Origin of the sequence: Micromonospora sp. NPDC005220 (assembly GCF_040607895.1) — a bacterium.
Classification (GTDB): Bacteria; Actinomycetota; Actinomycetes; order Mycobacteriales; family Micromonosporaceae; genus Micromonospora.
This window is the reverse complement of the sequence record NZ_JBEXHP010000033.1, coordinates 12153-31912: the sequence shown is the minus strand read 5'-3', so window position 1 is coordinate 31912 and position 19760 is coordinate 12153. Positions and strand designations below refer to the sequence as shown.

The 19760-nt window shown below is 66.7% G+C and carries 10 protein-coding genes; 6 read left to right on the top strand and 4 right to left on the bottom strand.

What is annotated here, in order from left to right:
- The first annotated feature begins 11 nt into the window (after nucleotides 1–11).
- From ABZU52_RS15390 to ABZU52_RS15380, 3 genes are read left to right on the top strand one after another with little or no spacing between them, the layout of a single operon-like run.
- A complete protein-coding gene (locus ABZU52_RS15390; RefSeq protein ID WP_354971682.1) occupies nucleotides 12–1208 on the top strand; it encodes a hypothetical protein in 1197 nt (398 codons plus the stop codon).
- A complete protein-coding gene (locus ABZU52_RS15385) occupies nucleotides 1198–4965 on the top strand; it encodes a signal recognition particle (RefSeq protein ID WP_354971681.1) in 3768 nt (1255 codons plus the stop codon). Before ABZU52_RS15390 ends, ABZU52_RS15385 begins: the two co-directional genes overlap by 11 nt.
- Nucleotides 4949–8095: a DUF3962 domain-containing protein gene (locus tag ABZU52_RS15380; RefSeq protein WP_354971680.1), complete on the top strand. Its 3147-nt coding sequence runs from the start codon at nucleotides 4949–4951 to the stop codon at nucleotides 8093–8095. The genes ABZU52_RS15385 and ABZU52_RS15380 overlap by 17 nt, the downstream gene beginning before the upstream one ends.
- Before the next feature lie 1128 nt (nucleotides 8096–9223).
- Here ABZU52_RS15380 and ABZU52_RS15375 read toward each other — a convergent pair.
- Nucleotides 9224–10741, bottom strand: a complete 1518-nt coding sequence (locus ABZU52_RS15375) for a recombinase family protein (protein WP_354971679.1) — start codon at nucleotides 10739–10741, stop codon at nucleotides 9224–9226.
- 266 nt (nucleotides 10742–11007) lie between these two features.
- Nucleotides 11008–11880, bottom strand: coding sequence for a helix-turn-helix transcriptional regulator (locus ABZU52_RS15370; RefSeq protein ID WP_354971678.1), 873 nt, complete (start codon nucleotides 11878–11880; stop codon nucleotides 11008–11010).
- A 126-nt stretch (nucleotides 11881–12006) separates the two neighbouring features.
- Here ABZU52_RS15370 and ABZU52_RS15365 point away from each other — a divergent pair, with 126 nt between their 5' ends.
- The 3 genes from ABZU52_RS15365 to ABZU52_RS15355 are packed head-to-tail and all read left to right on the top strand — an operon-like array spanning nucleotide 12007 to nucleotide 14106.
- Entirely contained in the window at nucleotides 12007–12414 is a 408-nt protein-coding gene (locus ABZU52_RS15365; RefSeq protein WP_354971677.1) for a cupin domain-containing protein, read from the top strand.
- Nucleotides 12411–13046, top strand: a complete 636-nt coding sequence (locus tag ABZU52_RS15360) for a carboxymuconolactone decarboxylase family protein (protein ID WP_354971676.1) — start codon at nucleotides 12411–12413, stop codon at nucleotides 13044–13046. The genes ABZU52_RS15365 and ABZU52_RS15360 overlap by 4 nt, the downstream gene beginning before the upstream one ends.
- A 34-nt stretch (nucleotides 13047–13080) precedes the next feature.
- Nucleotides 13081–14106, top strand: a complete 1026-nt coding sequence (locus ABZU52_RS15355; protein WP_354971703.1) for an alcohol dehydrogenase catalytic domain-containing protein — start codon at nucleotides 13081–13083, stop codon at nucleotides 14104–14106.
- Between the two features lie 190 nt (nucleotides 14107–14296).
- On the opposite strand, the gene ABZU52_RS15350 is transcribed toward ABZU52_RS15355, so the two are convergent.
- Complete coding sequence (locus ABZU52_RS15350; RefSeq protein WP_354971702.1) at nucleotides 14297–16186, bottom strand: glycoside hydrolase family 95 protein; 1890 nt, start codon at nucleotides 16184–16186, stop codon at nucleotides 14297–14299.
- A 473-nt stretch (nucleotides 16187–16659) separates the two neighbouring features.
- Nucleotides 16660–19551, bottom strand: coding sequence for a glycoside hydrolase N-terminal domain-containing protein (locus tag ABZU52_RS15345; protein WP_354971675.1), 2892 nt, complete (start codon nucleotides 19549–19551; stop codon nucleotides 16660–16662).
- Nucleotides 19552–19760: the final 209 nt, after the last annotated feature.

Here is a 19760-nt window from a genome sequence, read left to right as displayed (position 1 = left end):
GGGAAACGCTGATGCCCACCACCTTCAACCAACATGAGGATTGGAGCCTTTATCCTCATGTTCCACTGCTGCATACCATCGCCAGCGCAGTGATTCGCCTCGCCGATGTCACCGGACTGGCCGCGTTCACCATGCCCTACCCGGCCGAAGCCCAACGTGCGCTGGACCGGTTGATCCTGGCGTGCCTGCTCGCTGGGGTGCAGGAGACCCCTCGCAGTCTGCCTGACCTGCTCTTCTGGTGCCGGACCCGACCGCTGGAGGACTGGCCACTTGACCTGCCCCCCGACGCGTTCGGCCTCGACGACTACCTCATTGACCCCGACGCGTTCGTGCCCACCCAGTTGTGTCACGAGTGGTGGGTGCAGAGCCGCGACAGTGCCGCCACCAAGTTCGACCGCGATGTCGTCCGAGCGGCCATGCGGCTGTGCTCGCAGGCGTCGTCACCGGAGTCCTATACGGCGTTCCGCAGACTCCTGGTCGCCAAGCCGGTACTCAACAGCGACGAACGATTCCAGGTCGCGACCGATCTGCTCCTCGAGCCAGTCGCCGAACTGATCGGTCACTGCTACACCTCAGCACCTGTGGCCTACCGTAGGGACGGGGCATACCGGACTTGTGGGCGATGCCTCACCCTGCTCACCCCGCTTTCCGGCGGGCGCTGGTGGTGCGAGCGAGACGCCTGCCGCCGTACCGGCACCGCGCCCACGGGCCGAATCCTGGCCGAAGCCGAGGCCGGCGAGGTGCTCCAGCTGGTTCGTCCGTTACGGCAGTTCGTAACCGGGCCCGGCCGCGCCGAGGTCGACCTCGAGAACCGGCTCGGGCAGCTGCGGCATCGCGGCTCGTCGGTGGACATCGGGATGTGGCCGGGATTCGACGCCTACGACCTGCGAGTGACCTTCCCGGACGGGCATGTGTGGGCCATCGACGTCAAGGACTGGAAACACCCAGGCTTGCTCGGACGGGCGGCCAGAGCCGTGCGACCCGATCCACCCTACGACGAAGCGTGCTGGGTCGTCCCTCAAGCCCAGGCCGATGCCCACCGCGGCTACGTGGCCATGTTCTACCGCAACCGCGCACCCGAAGCCGCCGGACTGCCGCTGCTTACCGACCGTGACCTGATCGCCCGAGTACACGCGCGGCTGCGCGGCGAGACAGGCGTACATCTGGCAGCACCTGACCCGGACAACGGAGCCTACGATGCGCAGTAGCAGCAGGTGGTACCAACCCATAGCCAAAGAGCTGGGACGGGTATGGCCCGAGGAGTCGACAGCGCTCAAGCCGGCGGTCTTGTGCCAGGTCGAGTTGGGCCTGCGGCTGCTGGAGCGCCTCCAGGTTGACGTCGACCCGGCGTCGGGCGTCGCCGGCGCGGACGGCATCTACACCCTCTTAGGCGGATACCCGTTCGCCACAGCCACCGGCCTGGCATCCAATCCTCAACAGCTCGCCATGATCGTGAACGCACGTCATCTGCTGTGGAGGCTGCGTCGCCGCCGGACCTGGCTGCAGCGCCTGGCGGCATACCGTGCCCTGCCCGAAAGGCTACGCGCCTACCGCGTCTCGCCCGACCTGAAGACGGCCTACCCGGGCGCCGCCACCATCGTCGTAGACCGCCTGACGCGGTACGACGAGGCGCTGTCGAAGCTTCCCGACTTCGATCGACACGCGTTGCCCCTAGCCCCGGCAGGCCCGAACCTCTTCCGCGATCGCAGACGTCCGACCTCGGTCAACATTCCTGAGCAGCTGCGCTTCCCGGTCATGCCCGGTCACGACCTGTCCGTGATACCCCGCGCCGCCGGCCGGCCTCTGGACATCTCGCGCGACGAGCTTCACGCCACCGCCCAGTGGATGGAGAACACCGAACGCGAGCTCGGGCTCCCGTCCGGCCACTGGGTCAAGCGACTTGAGGACGTCCATCTGGAGACTCTCAACGCAGACGGCAAGTCCTTCCAGCGTTCGGATACCCTTCGCCTAGACCGCATGCTGCACCTCGTCGGCATGGTCGGTGCCGGCAAGAGTACCCTAATGATCATGGTCGCGGCCTGGGCCGCGAGACAGGGTCTCCGCACGACCCTGGTCGTCGGAGACGTCGCCGAACAGCTCACGCTCACCACCCTGTTCCGCAACTTCGGGCTGAGCGCCGCACCGGTCCTGGGTGGGACAACCAGAGAGCGACACACCGGCCGGCTGCACCGCCGGCTCGCTGCCCGCGGCTCGAATTCGCTCCTTGCCCATGATCATCCGGGGTTCGATGACCTGAGCACCGCATGTGTCATCGACGCGCTGCGCGGCCTGGAGGCCGCTGAGCCGCTGCGCTACGCCGACGCGCCCTGCGTCAGCCTTCGGCCAGTCGCCCCGCCGAAGTCACCGGATGGAAAGTCTGAACTGCCAGACACCTATCCCGTGACCGACTATCTCACCAGCGCGCCCGCCCGAGACGACACCGACGAAGAGCGCATCCCGGCGCACGGATGCCCGATCTGGAACCAATGCGCCCGCCACAGCATCGACCGGGACATGGTTGACGCCTTGATCTGGGTCGCCAACCCCGCGAGCCTCCTGCAAAGCGGCGTGCCCTACCACCTCAACGAAGAACGGCTGCGCCGGCTGGAGCTGGCATGCCTACGCAGCGACATCATCTTCGTCGACGAGGCCGATCGCGTTCAGATGCAGCTCGACGCTGCCTTCGCCCCGTCGGCGACACTGGTCACCCGCGGTCCGGAGTCCTGGCTCGACAAACTACACACCCACAAGATCAACGAACTCGCTCGCCAGGGGCGCCTGCCGCTGTCGGACGAGGACGTCGAACGCTGGGCGAAAGCCCTCGACGTCGTCAGCTCCGCGACCAACCGCATCTACGCGATGCTCATTAACGACGAATCACTACGCGACTGGGCCGACACCGACTACTTCAGTGCTTGGACATTGCAAGAAAAGCTCATGGCCGAGTGGTTTCCCGAACAGCACACCGACCCGTCCGCACCCCGGGACGACAAGACCGACAACGACGTCTACGAAACAGCCGACCCGCTGGACCCCGACGAGAACCCCGCTGATCTGCCCACATCCGACACCGAGCCGTGGGCCGGGCGGCGCCGCGAGGTCATCGCCATCTTCGACGCCTTCCGCGACGATCCGCTCGGCGACCACGGACCCCGCGAGCCTGGTACCCAGACCCTCATCGCCGGCGCACATGACCTCATGCACACCCTCGACGCGAGCGCCAGCCGCAAGCGCGTCCGTACTATGCTCGATCTTCTCCTCACCGGCGCTCCGATCCTCGACGACTCGCTCACCCAACCCGCTCCCAAGCCGGGCGAGGCAGAGCTCGACCCGGTCGACATCTGGGGAACCGAGCCCTGGTTCGAACGCACCGCGCTGCGGCTGGAGTTCACACTCCTGCTAGCAACGCTGCATCACCGCCTCAACCGGGTCACATTCCTATGGCCGCAGGTCGAAGCCGCGCTACACCTCGACTCCACCGACAACGAACTTGCCCGGCGGCCGCCGCTGGACTACGCACCCGTCGTGCCCGAAGCCCCCATGGGAAACGTGCTGGGCTTCCAGTACCTGACCGACGATCCTGAACCGGGCAAAGACGACCGGCGTAGCGGCATCCTGCGGTTCTTCCGCTGCGCAGGCGTCGGCCGAGAACTACTGCTGAATCTGTCCGCCCTCGGATCCGACCCCGGCAAGGGCAGATCCGGCCCACACGTGGTCCTCATGTCCGGCACTAGCTGGGCCGGCACATCGACCCGCGCGCACATCCTCGTCCCGGTGAAAGCCATCCTGAAACCTCACGACGACGCCCTGGACGCTATCCGCCAGACGAGTTTCCGGACCCACTTTCTCTACGACGGCGACAGGGCCTTGACATTGTCGGGGGCGTCCACCGAGACACGTCCGGCGGTCTTACGCCAAATGATCACTCGGTTGGGAAAGTCGACCGCTACCCAGTCGAGCCCGCTGGACGACGAACTTCGCCAGATCGGCGATGACAACCGTCGGCGAGCTCTTCTCCTGGTCGGCAGCTACCGCGAAGCGACCATCGCAGCCGACCTGCTCGACGACATCCCACGATGGAATCGGCGGGTCCGGGTCCTGGCCGCCGACGATGCAGAACTAGAAGACTCGGGCACAGCCGACGCAGGCACCGGCGTCGGTGCCGCCCGTGCCAGGGTGTTGCGCCGCGGAGACCTCGCGAGCTTCGCCGATGACCATGAAGCTGAGCTGCTCGTTGCTCCGCTACTGGCCGTCGAGCGGGGCCACAACATCCTCAACAGCGGGCACCAGGCCGCCTTCGGCACAGTGTTCTTCCTTGCCCGGCCCCATCCACGTCCAGACGATCTGACACTGGCGATCTTTGCCATCAATGACTGGGTCGCACGCTTCGTCCGCGATGAACCCGGTCACGAGACCGGCACCTTCAGCAAACTCGTCACCGACGCCAGCCGCCTCGATGCAGCCGGATTGGCCTTCCGCCACCTGGCCCGCAGGGAATGGCGCCGACTACTGAGACGCCGCTACGCTTACTCGCGTCTAAGCCCCAGCGAACGTGAGTCGTTCGCCTGGGACCAGCTGGTCGCCATCTGGCAGGTCATCGGCCGCCTGGTACGCGGCGGCGTCCCAGCAAGAGTCGTGTTCGTCGACGCGGCGTTCGCCCCCGCGCTTGCCGACGCAGGCGTACGCAGCGTGACGACCGAAACCGAACCACAACGGCCTTCCGCCCGGCGCCGACAACGGACCGACCCCGGACTGCTGATCAAGCTTCAAGAAGTACTCGCTCCGTATTTCGACGACGCCAGGGAGCCCGAAAGCTTCCACAACCCGGCCGACCCCGCCCTGGTGCGCAATCTCTACGAGCCCCTGTACGACGCACTGACCCGGTTGCGGGCAGCAGAGGACAAGGCATTGACCGAAAAGCCGAATGCTCAGGATCGCGGAGGTCCGCATGGCACCGAGGTATGACAACATCAGCCGAGCCGCCTACGTCTTCGACGAGGACGCCGCCCCCTGGGTCGGGCAGTACCGCGCGCTCGACTTCCCGGAGAGCTGGCACAGCAGCGTCCTCAAGCTGTGCAACTTGGGCCGGGACCCTGAGGATGAACCCTTCCGCACCGCGCCGACCGCCCGTTTCGACGGCGTCCTTCAGACACTCGCACCAGATCTCGTTGTGCGCGGCCGGGTTCGTGACCGGCTACGGGTGCCGGTGGAGGACTACTGGCTGTATGTCCCGTCCGACGCGCCAAGCCCCCTGCCCGGCGACACCTTCGACCGGCTCTCCGGGGCCTGGCTGCGCGACCTGCGACCCGAGCCCGAGCACTACTCCACTGTGCTGAAGTGCCTGCGCGAACTCCGGGCAACTCCACCGACGTGGCACGAAACTCCCGTGGACCTGCTTGGCTGCGCCACTACGACGGGCGGCACGGCCTCGCCTGCAGCGCGCCAGTACCAGTTGGCCACCGATGCCGTCGCCCGGCGCATCGCCAGGCTCCTGCCCTACGAGTTCGACGGCGGTCAGCTGAAGTTTCGTGCCGTTCCCAGAGGACCGCGCCAGCAAGGTGCTGAGCTCATGTCCCAGCCGCTGCACCACGAAGTCAAAGGGCGCACCTGGTGGTTCTCGATCGTCATCGCGGTCACGCTGCACACGGTGCCGTTCGACCCGAGGCCGCGTATCCATCTTCACGTCAGCGTGCGACGCTGGATAACCCACGTCGACAAGTCCACGGGAGCAGTCCGGCTGCCGTACCGAACCGCTACGTCTGTCTACCTCGCCCCGAGCATCCCGTGGCTTCCCGGCGCGCCGGCTACAGACCGGTACGCGGTGGCGATGCTGGCACGTGACCGGGCCAGTGGCCAGTTCGCCTGGGGAAAAAACGGACCGGCCCGCATGCTCAGCCGCCTCGAACTCAGCCGTCCGTTCCCTGACCCGCAGGATCTGCTGACACGGCCGCTTCACTGGATCGAGGACCATCCAGGGTCGGGTGTCCGTGCGGCCATCGTCCACAGCACCCGGATGGGCTCCCATGGCATCGGCCCAGGCTTGATGTCGCATCAGCGGTCGCAGCTCATCGAATGGGCCGAGCAAGCCATGCCTGAAGGGCTAAGCCGAGTCCGTAGCCTGCGCCGCTCCACCGCAGGCGTCAACACGCCTCGCAATGTTCGGCCCGCGCCCACCGGAGTAGCGGCCAAGGAAGCAGAGCAGCAGCGGGCGGCCGACGCCCGCCGTGCGGCGCTTGCTCTCGCTGTACGAATTAACCAAGCCGCCGAGCCGGCGCAGGGCCGAGAAGACGACGTCCAGGCCGCCCCACTCATCGAGGCACGGCTGCTGTGGCAGACACCCTCACTGCGTGACGCGGCGATTCGGACTCTAGCTGAGACATTGGGACTTCAAGGGGACGGCTGCCGGGCCGAGGATCGTACCGATGACGCCTACTACAACTCCACCCCTGGCAGCCCGGTGATCCACACGTGGCACACGCCAGAGCTGACAGTCCGGCTGCGATGCCTACGGTTGACCGGCGGACTGGCCGACACCCTCGGCATGAACCCGGCGACGCGGCCGAAGACGAAAGCCCTTACGGACGCCATCGCGGCTCGACGGTCAGTCACCGCCGCATTCCTTACATCAGACCTCGCAGACCCGCAGAAACCAGAACTTGCGCTCATCGAGATCGACCGTCGCAGGGACTACGCGCACGAGTGGGACGACCCGAAGTACGCTCTGCGCCTCGGTGCCGCAGACGCCGGAATACTCACCCAGTTCGTGATGGTGCCCAAGAAGGTCAAGGGTTACAACTCAGAGAAGAACATGGACCACCGCCTGCGATCGGGCTGGCAGGACGGGCTCCGCCAACTCGGCGTGCGGGTACTACCCGAACACACACTGGGCGGCAAACTTCCCGCCGGACTACGGTACGCATCCCTGTGGATGGTCAAGCGCCGCAACGACGGCCCTACCAAACTCCCACGGCACCGACCTGTCGCGGTGATGGTAAGTCCTGTCCAGGAGGGCACAGGACTCGCCGTCGTCACCGGCTGGGATGAGAAGGAGGGCGCCTGGGTTCCCTACCCCAAGTTCCTACTCCTGCAGGTCAAGCAAGCCGAGATCCCTGAGATCGACTCCGACGACCAGCAGCAGCCGACCACACAACCATCAATGCCAGAACAGCGTAGCTCCACACCTGCGGCGAGCGGACGCAAACGCGTCACCTACCGCGTCTGGAAGCAGACCATGGACGAACAGCGCCAAGACACGGCCCGCTACCTGCAGAAGATGATCCGATCCCTGCGAGGCCACCCCACGCTCCTGTTCGCACACGCACAGAACAGCAGAATGCACTGGCCCTGGCTCCAGGACGGCCAGGCCGAACCTGACTCAATCAAGACGGGGCACGCTCCGGCCGCAGGACTGGATCCGGACTTGAGACTCGTCCGCATACGAGACGCCGACGGCCGAGAGACGCCTCAGTGGTGGGGCAACGCCGCGCCCGGAGGGATCAACGGCCTGCCACCCGGTCTCTGGGTCGACGGCCAGGACACCGCAACCGAGGAAAGAACCTTCTACAGCACGACCTCAAAAGCCAGCACATTCCGCGATTCGGCGGTGGAGGCGAACCGCATCGCGCCGCGCCCCATCCGTCAAGGCGTCAACCGCGGGGAGCCGACCATCGACGCAGCCATCCCCGCATGGAATCCGGCCCTGGTCGAAATCGTGGTCATGGGATGCCAGGCCGATGATTCGCCGGAGGCGCTTGCATTGGCTTCCCACCAGCTACGCCAGGCTCCCGACTATCTCGATGCCCTGTCAACGCCGCTTCCCATGCACCTTGCCATGCTGGCTCAGCACTACGTCCTGCCGACCATCGGGGAAGCCGGGGCTGGGAGCGCTGAAACCGGAAGCGATGAACCGGGGATCGAAAGCGAGGAGTCGATCAGGGGCCTTGGAATCTCCGCCGGTCATTCAATAGATGCTGACCTTGCATGGGATCCGGAGCTGTCCGACGCGCCTGGGCTAATGCAACCGCCTGACGAAAGCGGGGAGATTTACCTGCAAGAACCGCTATTCGCTCTCGCCGCGACCGCCGAAAGCGCGTGAAATGTGACCGTAAAGCGGGGCGCTTGCTCAGAATCCTATCTGCGGTTGTTCGCCTCGGACATGGAACAGTTGGTGCCGTCGGGGGAGAGGTGCTTCGGGAATCTGCCGTTCCTGTTCAGCGTCAGGGACGTGCGACGGCAAGATGGACAGATCTGACGGCTGCGTGGACGCCTGCACTGTCTTGAGATATCACGATCCGCAGTGTGACGAGTCGTTCCCGAGCCATGGCATTCCTTCTGGGCGCCGTAGCTGAACAAGCCGTACGTCTCTTCACCGTAATGCTTCGGCAAAATCTTGATCTTCGTGACTTCAGACGCAGACAACAGACGTCACAGTGGGCCAGGGGTAGCGACCTCCCGTGTCGGACGCTCTCGGCACCGATCGGCGTCCAGACGAAATTTGCCACTGCATTCGCTGTAACGCTTTAGGGCTGAGGCGCGGGGGAGCCATGAGCGGATGCTGCCCGAGGCCCGATCGAGGTCCCCTCTACTCAGCAACAGCGCATGTTGAGTCATGCACAGAAAGTATCGATCAGAGTGCGCAGGGTCAAGTGGAGTAATGCTTGCGCGAAGCAGGTGCGGGCTGGCCTCGAGGCCTGTCCCGGCCTGGTGTACCAGCCTGCTCGTCAGGGCTTATGCCGTCGCCATGACTGTCTACCCCAGCTCCGACACCGGGGCGGTCCGGTGACTCATCCGGATCCAGACCCTCGCCCTGGCGGTGCGAGCGCAGATCTGAGCGTTGCGGGAACAACTCGTTGCATGGCGTTGGTCGGCGCCGGATGCTCTGGCGCTGTGCGCGGTTGTGGTGAATTTCAGAGTTCGACGAAGGCGGTGAACCTGGTGCGCTCGCTACCGAAGAACGCGAGCGGCACGGGTTGCCGTCAACGCCGGTCGACTGAAACTCACCAGGACCCCCTGCGGTGGGGCTCAGCTTGATGCCTGCACGTTCATTTCGGTCCGAGCTAGCTGGCTGGCAAGATTGGACCATACGCGGCCCGACTTCGATGCTCACGCCCGGTAATGGGCGCGAGGTTGAGCCAACCCTGAACGTGCCGTAATCTATGAGCATGTGCACCCGAAATGGAGCACCGATGATACGTACAAGAGTTCGAATCCCCCCTCGGACACGTTATTTCCCCACGAGGCGTGATTCCTCTTCGCGTTTCGAGCGATCCCCGTCCCGTTGGGCGGGGATTTTTGCTGTCGTGGCGAGGAAGCTCCCCGCCGGGGTGAGCGGGTAGATCGCGGTCTCGGCTTCGATGGTCCACGCGTGGTGGTCACACACAATGATCATGTTGCTGGTGCGTAAGTAGGCGGCCAGCTTTTCCGGGTCGGGGCTGCGCAGTGCGGGATGGCGACGGTGTAGCCCGCGGTTGTGTCGGATGCGGTCGAGCAGGTGGTCTTCCCGGATGTAGAGGATCGTCGGTTGGGCGGGGGTCCTGGTGCGGGTGCTCGTGTGTCCGTGGCGGCAGCGGTAGCCGGGTCGGCCGTGGACCCAGTGGGAGTCCATGATCCGGCCGCACACGCCGCAGCAGATCACTCCGGCCAACACATAGCAGCGGGGGATGCCGTCGGCTGGGGTCGGTGCGGTATGGATTGCCTGGACGGCGACGAAGTGTTCTTCGCTGACCAGCGGAGTATGCGCGATCTCGCGGGAGATGACCCAGTCAGTGGAGGCGCTCCACCGTTGGATCTCGTGGTGTCGATCGAAGGTTCCCTGTTCAGGGAGGGCGTCACGGTCGGTGCGTTGACGGTTCCAGACCTGCCGCCCGGTGTAGCGGGGGTTGGCCAGGATCGCCGCGACTGTGGTGAGCATCCACTGGTGGCCGCTGCGGTGGGGGTTACGGGCTGGGTCGGCGCCGGACGGGCACGGGACGCTGTTGTCGTTGAGGGCGCGGGCGATGCTGGCCACGCTCCGGCCGGCAAGCCGCTGCTCGAAGATCCACCGGACGTGGGGCGCGGTGGCAGGGTCGGGCTCCAAGCGGTGCAGGCGCCGTCCCCAGGCGGCGTGGGCGCGGTTCGGATGAGGGCCGGCGTCGGCGAGCCGGTAGCCGTAGGGTGGTCGGCCGCCGAGGTGTCGGCCCTGCATCTCTGCCTGGGCGCGCATGGCCGCGGTGGTGCGATGCCGGGCCCGGGACACCTCCCGTTGGGAGTGCACACCGAGCAGGTCCAGCAACGCCAGTTGCCGCGGGTTGTCGAAGTCCACCGGCCCGTAGGTTTCCGGAAGCCACAGCTGAACGCCATGCCTGAGCAAGGTGGGGGTCAACTGTTCTAGCTGTCGGCCGTGGAAGGCGCGTTCGTACTCGCCGACGACGATCGCGTCGAACCCGCGTGCCGGGTCCGTCACCGCGGCGAGCAGCCGTGCCGCCTGCGGCCGGTCCGGCCAGGGCACTCGGCGGGAGACGCCGTCGTCGAAGAACTCCACCACGATCCGGCCATGACCGGCGACCAGGTCGCCGGCGTAGTCACGCTGCCACCGGCACGACGACGCCCGATCCTGAAAGTCGACGGTGGACATCCGTCCATAGAACGCGAACCGCAGTCCGTCCGCGGACGAGGTGAACCGTTGTGGCCGTAGCTTCCGCTGCCCGGCAGCCCAGGACGAGAGAGTGCTCCGTCCCGGTTCTGCCGCCGCCCTCGTCGCCATAAGACCTCCACGATCGGTGCATCTACCCCGTCATGGTTCCCACGTCCAGAGTAGGAGGACCGGTTGGTCTATGCAGCTCTGGCACCCTTTTGGGTGGTATCGGCGGCCTCCGGCCGGCTGGCTGGCGGACAGCGATCGAGATGGGCAATAGGGTTCGTCGCATTCGCACACAACGGGGTTGCCATCGACGGAGCGCTCGCTGCTGGCATGTCCACCGGATCAGGGAACGTAGGAGGCTGATCGTGGACGACGAGTTGGTGACACCCTCACTGACCTGCTGGAGCCTCGGTGGACGGCTTGGTCGCGGCCCAGCTGGCGAGCATGCGGAGCGCGTCGCCGGCGGGGGTGCCTGCGGTCGCGCTGTACGCGGTGAGGGTGAGGCCGGGGTCGGCCGGTAGTGGCATCGCCTCGAAGGCCAGCTCGAGCCGGCCGACCACCGGATGCTGGAAGCGTTTGACTCCGGTGTGGTGCAGGCGCACGTTGTGGGCGGCCCAGCGGGTGCGGAAGTCGTCGCTGCGGGTGGCGAGCTCGCCGATCAGGTCGCTCAGCGTCTTGTCGTACGGGTCGCGCCCAGCTTCGGTGCGCAGCAGCGCGACGGTGGTGTTGGCAGCCTCGTCCCAATTGGGGTAAAGCTCGTTGGCGGCCGGGTGAAGAAAGCAGAATCGAGCCAGGTTGACCGGTCGCGTGGTGGCCTCGAAGGCGGGGGAGTAGAGCGCCTCACCGAGCCTGTTGGCGGCCAGGATGTCGAGGCGTCCGTTGCGTACGAATGCGGGGGCCTCGGTCATCGCGTCAAGCAGGCTCTGCACGCCGGGCCGAATCTGCTGCTTGGTCGGCCGGCGCCGGACGCGCGGGCTGCTGTTGGCGGCGCGGGCGAGGTCGTAGAGGTGGGAGCGTTCTGCCTCGTCGAGGTGCAGGGCGCGGGCGATGGCGTCCAGCACGCTGTCGGAGACGCCGGAGAGGTTGCCGCGCTCGATGCGGGTGTAGTAGTCGGGGCTGACCCCGGCGATCATCGCGACCTCAGCGCGGCGCAGCCCGGCGACGCGACGGGTGCCGCCGAAAGAGGGCAGCCCGGCCTGTTCGGGGGTGATCCTGGCGCGCCGGGAGGCCAGGAACTCACGAACGCCGTCCTGGGTTTCCATGACAACCACGCTACGGCCACGCCTTCGTCGCATGGGGGTTCTGTCGTTACCTGTTACGGCAAACCCTCCCATCGGTGTCAACCGGGGCGTTCTCTATAAGTGAACCCATCGCCAGAGGAGGACAGCATGGAACTGCAGCCCGTCCGGCCCACCGTGAAGACGCCCGCCGAAGCGTTCACCGGCGACGTCTACCTGACGCCGATCTACAACGGCACCGGGCCGTCGAGGATGACAGCCGCACTTGTGAGGTTCACTCCCGGTGCCCGATCGAACTGGCACTCGCACGCCGTCGGGCAGACCCTGCACGTTACCGAGGGTGTCGGTCTGGTCGGCATCCGCGACGGATCTGTCGTCCGTATCCACGCAGGTGAGACCGTGATCTGTCCGCCCGACGAGGAGCACTGGCACGGCGCCGCCGCGGACAGGTTCATGAGCCACCTGGCCCTGCTCGAGGCCAAGCCCGACGGCGGAGATCCCACCACGTGGCTCGAGCCGGTCGCTCAGGACCTGTACGAGAAGGCGAACCAGCAGTGAGCGACCTCACTCCACGGCAGCAGGCGACGGCGGCCATCGGAGCCTTCACCGCCGCGGGCCAGCTCCCGCAACTGCGCGACGCCCTTGCCGACGGCCTGGACGCCGGTCTGACGATCAACGAGATTAACGAGATCCTGATCCAGATGTACGCCTACGCGGGCTTCCCGCGCAGCCTCAACGGCCTCGGCACATTCATGGACCTGCTCGAACAGCGCCGCGCGAAGGGGATCACTGACGAGGCCGGCGCGGAGCCGACACCGTTGCCCACCAGTAAGAACAGCGTCGAACTCGGCACGCAGAACCAGACCCAGCTCGCCGGCGCACCGGTAACCGGGCCGCTGTTCGACTTCGCCCCGGCCATCGACCAGTTCCTCAAGGGACACCTGTTCGGTGACATCTTCGGCCGCGACAACCTGGACTGGCAGAGCCGCGAGATCGCCACCGTCGCGGCCCTGGCCAACCTCGACGGGGTCGAGGGTCAGCTGCAGTCCCACTTCGGCATCGCCCTCAACACCGGCCTGACCCAGCAGAACCTGCGGGGTCTGATCACGGTCCTGCACGAGCGGGTCGGCGAGCCCCAGGCCGACCGTGCCGGCGCGGTCCTCGACAAACTGCTCGCGAACCAGCACTGATCCACCGCCCAACGCAACCCTAAGGACTACCAATATGCGTGCCACCCTCATGTACGGCGCGGGCGACGTCCGCGTCGAAACGATCGCCGACCCGACCATCCAGGAACCGACCGACGCGGTTGTGCGTGTCGTACGTGCCTGTGTCTGCGGCAGTGACCTGCACCCGTACCACTCCATGCCCGCCTCCGAGCAGGGGGTACAGATGGGTCACGAGTTCCTCGGCACGGTCGAGCAAATCGGCTCCGACGTGGCAGGCGTCAAGGTCGGCGACCTGGTCGTGGCGTCGTTCTCGTACCAGGACAACACCTGCGAGTTCTGCCGTGCGGGTCTGCAGACCGCCTGCGCACACGCCGAATTCGGCTTCTTCAGCGCCGCGCAGGCTGAGCTGATCCGCGTGCCCCTCGCAGACGGCACGCTGGTCAAGCTGCCCGTCGGCGTCGACTCCGAGCTGCTGCCCTCGCTGCTGACCCTGGCCGATGTGTACGGCACCGGCTACCACGCCGCCAAACGCGCCAACGTCACCGCCGGTGACACCGTAGCCGTCATCGGCGACGGCGCGGTCGGCCTGCTCGCGGTGCTGTCGGCCAAGCAACTCGGCGCTGAGCAGATCATCCTGATGGGCCGCCATAAGGTCCGCACCGACCTGGGTCGCGAGTACGGCGCCACCGACGTCGTCGCCGAGCGCGGCGACGACGGCATCGCCAGGGTCCGCGACCTCACCAACGGCGGCGCGCTCAAGGTCCTGGAAGCCGTCGGCCTCCGGCCCGCCTACGACCAAGCCGTCGGCATCGTCCGCGCGGGCGGCGTCATCAGCCGCGTCGGCGTGCCCCAGTACGAGGAAGCACCGATCGGTTTCGCCAGCCTGTTCGGCCGCAACATCACCCTCGACGGCGGCCCGGCTCCCGTGCGTGCATACATCGTGGACCTGCTGCCCGGCATCCTCGACGGCAGCGTCAATCCGGGCAAGGTCTTCGACCGTACCGTGGCGCTCGACGAGGTCCCCGCGGCCTACCGCGCCATGGACAACCGCGAGGTCCTCAAGGCCCTCATCGCCCTCTAGGCCTCACAACACCTGCATCACAGGGTGCCCTGAGTCTCGCGCTTCGGGCATCCTGTGAGGCGCGGAAGTCGCGACTGCAGCGCTCGCGCCCGCACTCACATCGATCGGCCCGGGGCGCCGTGCTCAGACCGTCACCTGCGGCTGTCCAGCGCTCACGGGCCAAGACCCGACGCCGGCAACTACGGCTCCCTCAACCAGCAGGCAGCGTTGCGTTGGGTGCAGTGCAACACCGCCGGCTCCGCGGCAGGCCCAGTGAGACGTGCCGGTGAGTCCGCTCGGTCTCCACCCAGTCGGCGAGCCATTCCTGGATGTTGCCGCGGGACCCGACCCGCGTCGGCGGCAGCCGGTCCCGGGCGGTCAGTATCTGGACGCGGTAGTTGGCATCCACGTTGAGGACTTCGGCGGCCCGTGCGACGCCATTGAACAGGTCACGCAGGATCTGGTTGTCCATCGTCGGCCCCGCGCACACGCTGGCGTTCGTGTGATGACGCAGCTCGGGTGAGTTCGACGGATTGGTGACGAGGTAGCCGAGCGTCGGGTGGCTGACCAGCGTGTCGAGGAAGAACTGGGCAGCGCCTTTCATGGCCGGGTAGTTGGCGCGCAGGAACTCGACGTCTCCGGTGAACTGGTAGTGGTCCCAGATCATGGTGGCCAGCCAGGCGCCGCCGGTTTGCCACATTCCCCACAGGGCTTCGTCGACCACCGACGAGCCGCGCCACGCGTCGGTGTTGTGGTGGGTGACCCAACCCCCTGCGCCGTACTGCACCTGAGCAGTGCGGGCGCCGGTCACCGTCAGATCTTTGATCATATCGAAGACCGGCAGGTAACACTCGGCCAGGTTGGTGGTGTCGGCCGGCCAGTAGTTCATCGGCAGGTTCGCGTTGATGGTGTACTTCGAATCCCATGACGGGGCCATCTGGTCATTCCAGATCCCCTGCAGGTTCGCCGGCTGGCTGCCCGGCCGTGAGGAGGAGATCAGCAGGTAGCGACCGTACTGGAACAGCAGCGCGGAGAACTGCGGATCGTTGACGCTCGCGTGCTGCGCGATTCGCACGTCGGTGGTTTTGTCGGCCGCCGTCGTGCGTCCCAGATCGATCGACACCCGGTTGAACAGCGCTTGATAGTCGGCCACATGGCGACTGCGCAACTGGTCGAAGCCGATGGTGCGGGCCGCGTCGAGGTGCCGCCGCGCGATGCCCTGGTAGTCGCCGTTGACGGTCCGGTAGTTGACGTAACTGGAACCGATCGACACCAACAGGGTGACGCTTGTCGCGCCGGAGACCCGCAGCGTGCCACCAGAGCTGCTGACCGTGCCGCCGCTCACGGCGGCATTGGCCAGAGCAAGGAACCGGACCTGCCCGATGATGCCCTCCATGTTGCCGGAGACACCGTCGAGGCCGATCGTGGCGGCGTCCGGGCTGGACACGGTCGTCCGTTGCGGGCTGCCGAGCGTGGCGGTGAACGTGATCGCGTTTGCCCGGTCAGCGGTCAGGCGGATCACGATCACCTGGTCCGGTGCGCTGGCGAACACCTCACGCTGAAACCGCACCCCGTTGAGCACGTAGCTGGTGGTAACGGTGGCCGTGGTCAGATCGAGGGTCCGCTGGTACTGCGACGCCCCGCTGGCACTGCCAAAAGCCAGCCGCAGGTCGCCGACCGGCTGGTAGGCCAACTGCCCCACCGGACTGCCCAGCATGGTCTGGTTGATCAGATCCTGCGCCTGCGTCCACTGATCGGCGAAGACCCGCCGCCGAATCTCCGCCAGGTTGGCCGCACCACGGGTGTTGGCCGAGTCATACGGGCCACCGGCCCACACGGTGTCCTCGCTCAGCTGCAGCCGATCGGTGTCGACATTCCCGAACACCATCGCGCCTAACCGGCCGTTACCAATCGGCAGAGCCCGTAACCAATCCGTACCCGCCGGCTCGTCGTACCACAACGCCATGTCGTTGGCTGCCAGCACCTGTGGGGGTGCAGTCGACCCGGCCCGAGCGGCTGCGGTCCAACCCGCCGGCAGCAGCATGACACCAGCCCCAGCCGCCCCGGCTCCGAGAAGTTTCCTTCGTGTCACTTCAGGCATGTTGTCTCCTTTATGCAGCCGAGCGATGCAGCGGCGGCCCCAGTCGCTCCGGTCGTGACGATCGCAGGCAGGAGGAGCGGAACGTTGACGAGGACTGAGATAAAAAACGATCAATGCGTTGCCGCAGGACCACATGCGCTGCTGTCGTCCCGACCGTCCAGGGCTCGTAAACCCAGCCCACACCGTTCGCGCCGTCGCCCTGCGGAGTCGGCGCGCATGAGGCGATCGACTGACGGGTACTCCTCTAAGGTCAGACGTACCCTCTGGGCCGGGCCGGTCCCCACGGCCGACCCGACGCTGCCGCCGTACCCGGACCACGCACGCCGGTGGCCGAGACCCACCCGGCGTGGCGGCGCTTGACGGGGCACAGGTACTGGCGGCCGTCAACGAGGGCGAAGACTGGCGGGCACCAGCCGGAAGTCTGGCGGCCCGTCGCCCGGGGCCGCCGCGACCAGCGCCTCTGACCTCCCGCCTCAGGCATCAAGGATCTGCCATTCCTGGCTGATCTCGCCGCTGACCGGTTGCTGGACCGCCCTGGCGCCGTCCGCGGTGGAGCCGCCTTCGACCCCGACACACCAGCCATTGCTCACGTTGACGAACCGGTAGTATCCGCTGGTCGTCGCCGGGACGAAATTCCACCACTGGTTTCGTCCGCCGTTGTCGGCCCATTGAACGAGCGCCGCGCCCTGGCCCGAGCCACCTGGACTGTCCAGGACTTTCCCGCTTTTGACACCGGACAGCCGGAATGAGCCATCGCTGTTGGGTAGCAGCCGCCACTGCTGGTTGGCTGCGCCAGTCCACGGCCACTGGATGACAGTTGCCCCGTCCGTGGTGGAGCCGCCGTTGACGTCCAACACCTTTGCGCTGCGCCGGTTGACCAGTCGAATGACGCCGCCGCCGGCGGCGGCTGGCAGACCTACGACAACCTGTGTCTGTTGCCCGGCCGTCAACGAGATCACCCGGGCATGCGGGCCGAGCGGCGAGGGGGTGACCGTTGCGGACGTGGTGATGGATGCCATCCCGCGCCGGCTGATGAGGGTAATCGCCTGGGTGATCGTCGAGGTGAGTGCCACGGTTACTGAGCGACCAGGCAGATCCCAGGAGAGGCTGTGAATGCGGACCTGGTTGCGTCCGCGGACTCCGGTGATGGTGCCCCTGGCGAGCTGGCCGGGCACGGCGGGCAGCAGCTCGATGACGCCGGGCCTGGTGTACACGAGCGCTTCGCTGAGCACGGCCGGCAGCGTGTTGGCCGCATCGGCGTTGTAGGTCTCCAGGTTCGGGTTGTGTGCTGTCATCAGCGACCGGAAGATCATGTTATTGCCGATGATCTTCCGGAGGTTGTTGTAGACGCCTGCGGCGTCCTTCAGCCGAGCGGAGGCAAGGGCTCGATGCAGGCTGCCGTGCGCTGAGGTGTTCTCGTCACCGCGCAGCGCCAGGGCCCTGAGTGCGGAGGTGACCAGCCCGGGCGCGTCCTCGGGATTGATCTCGTGCAGGGGCCACGCGCCGTACAGGTGATGGACGTGCCGATGGTTGTAGCGATCCGTGAGTCCCGGCCAGGACCATTCGGCGAGGGCGCCGCTGCCGTTGATGGTGTAGGGCGGGAGCTTCGCCAGCAGGGCCGTCCAGCGGGCGACGCCTTGGCCGGCGCCCTGTTCGACACCGAGCGCGTTGGCGGCCTCGACGGCCGCCCGCAGGGCGTGTCGGCCGGCCTGGATGTCGCCGGTGGCGTTGATCGCCAGCAGGACGTTCGTGCTGGCCGGCGAGTTCTCCATCGAGAACGACGGCACGAACACCACACGACCGGCCGAGTCGGTGCGGGTCAGGAAGTCCTCGTAGAACAGCGCCAGCTCCATCAGCGCCGGTCCCAGCTTCTCAGCCAGGAACGTCCGGTCCCCGGTGACCTGGTAATACTCCAGCAGCGGGTAGAGCAACCAGTCCGCGCCACCGGTCCAGCACTGGCCGGGGAAGCCGGGGTCGAAGTGCAGCATGTATCCGTACTCGCCGTCGGTTCGTGATGGGGCCAGGAAGCCGCGGGCGCCGTACAGGTTGCGCGCGTTCGTGCGCCAGTGGGCGAGCTGGCCGAGGATCAGGTTGAAGTAGCCCTGCATGGCATCGGTGAGGTCGAGAATGTTGCCACCGGCGACCTGCAGGTTGATGTTGGCATCGGTGGTGAAATCGTCGGCCCAGGCGCCATTCCAGGTGCCGGCCCAGATTCCGGTCAACCGCGGCGGCAGCACGCCGCTGGAGCTGATGAACAGGTAACGGCCGCTGTCGTAGAGGCGCTCCAGCAGGGCCACATCGATGGTGGTGCGGTTGGCGTTCTGCCGGGCGATCAGCTCGGTGGTCGACAGCTGCCGGTCGGCGACGGAGACGTTCAAGTCCAGGCGGGAGCGATCGTACATCGCCGAGTGCAGGGTGACGTGCCGGGTGCGCAGCTCGGCGTAGTCGGCGCGCACCGCGGCCAGCGCCGCATGCAACGGCTTGCTGTCCCAGGCCGTGGGTGACTCGTAACGGTCGAGTTTGGTCAGCAGGAGGAGCCTGGTTGCCGCGGCGACGACGATGCTCGACCCGTTCGCGGCTACCGTGCCACCGGTGGCCACGACCCGGGTGACGCCCTCGAAGCCGAACGCGCCCTGCCCGGACGGGTAGGTGCCTCGCAGGTTCAGGTAACCGGAACCGTCGATGACGCTGGCCAGGGTGGTGAAACGGACCGAGCCGGGGACGCCCGCGAGGGAGGTGTTGGCGCTCAGCGTCGCGTCGATCGATCGGCCGGATGCCGGGGTCAGTTCGTGTACGACGACGTTGTCGGCCCGGGAGGCGAAGGCGCGGCGAGTCCAGGTGCCGTTGCTGTCGGTCCAGGTGGAGGTGACCTCCCCGGTCCGGAAGTCGGTGATGCGGGCGTACCCGTTGGCCGTGGTCATGCTGGGAGTGCTGATCTGCAACTCGAAGCCGGGGTGGTAGGTCTGGGTCCAGCGCAGGCTCCAGCCGGCCGCGAAGTCCGTGTTGGCTCCGCCGTAGTTCCCGGCCAGCGCCTTGTCTCGCACGCCGGCCAGCCGCCCTGAGATTACCGGCGGGGTCACGCCCCGGCTGCCGTTGGGCATCACGAAGCGGTGGTGATTGAAGATCACCTTCTCGAGGGTCGGCGTTCCGTACAGGACGGCGCCGTACTCGCCGTTCCCGACGAGGAACCCGTCCGTCCAGGTTGTCGCCGCGGTCGCGTCGTAGATCCCGCGCTCGGGCAGCGTGACCTGAGGCGCAGCGGCGGCGGCCCGTCCGGCGCCCACGGCCGGGATCAGGGCCGCCGAGCCGGCGGTCAGCGCGGCAGTGGCGAGGAGGCGCCTACGGCTCACGGGTAGGTCTGTCATCCGAAGTCCCTTGTCGACGCCGAGGCTGGAGGGTTGTGCTTCATGTCGTCCGGCACCCGCAGCCCGTCGGTCCTGGGCTACGGACATCGGCTGTGCGTTGTCGAATCGATTCGGCGAGAATAAAGATTACGTTGATGTTCGTCAATTCCATCGAGATCGGATCGTGGTCTTCTCGGGCGCGGGAACCCCACGCCCGAGCAGACATCTCA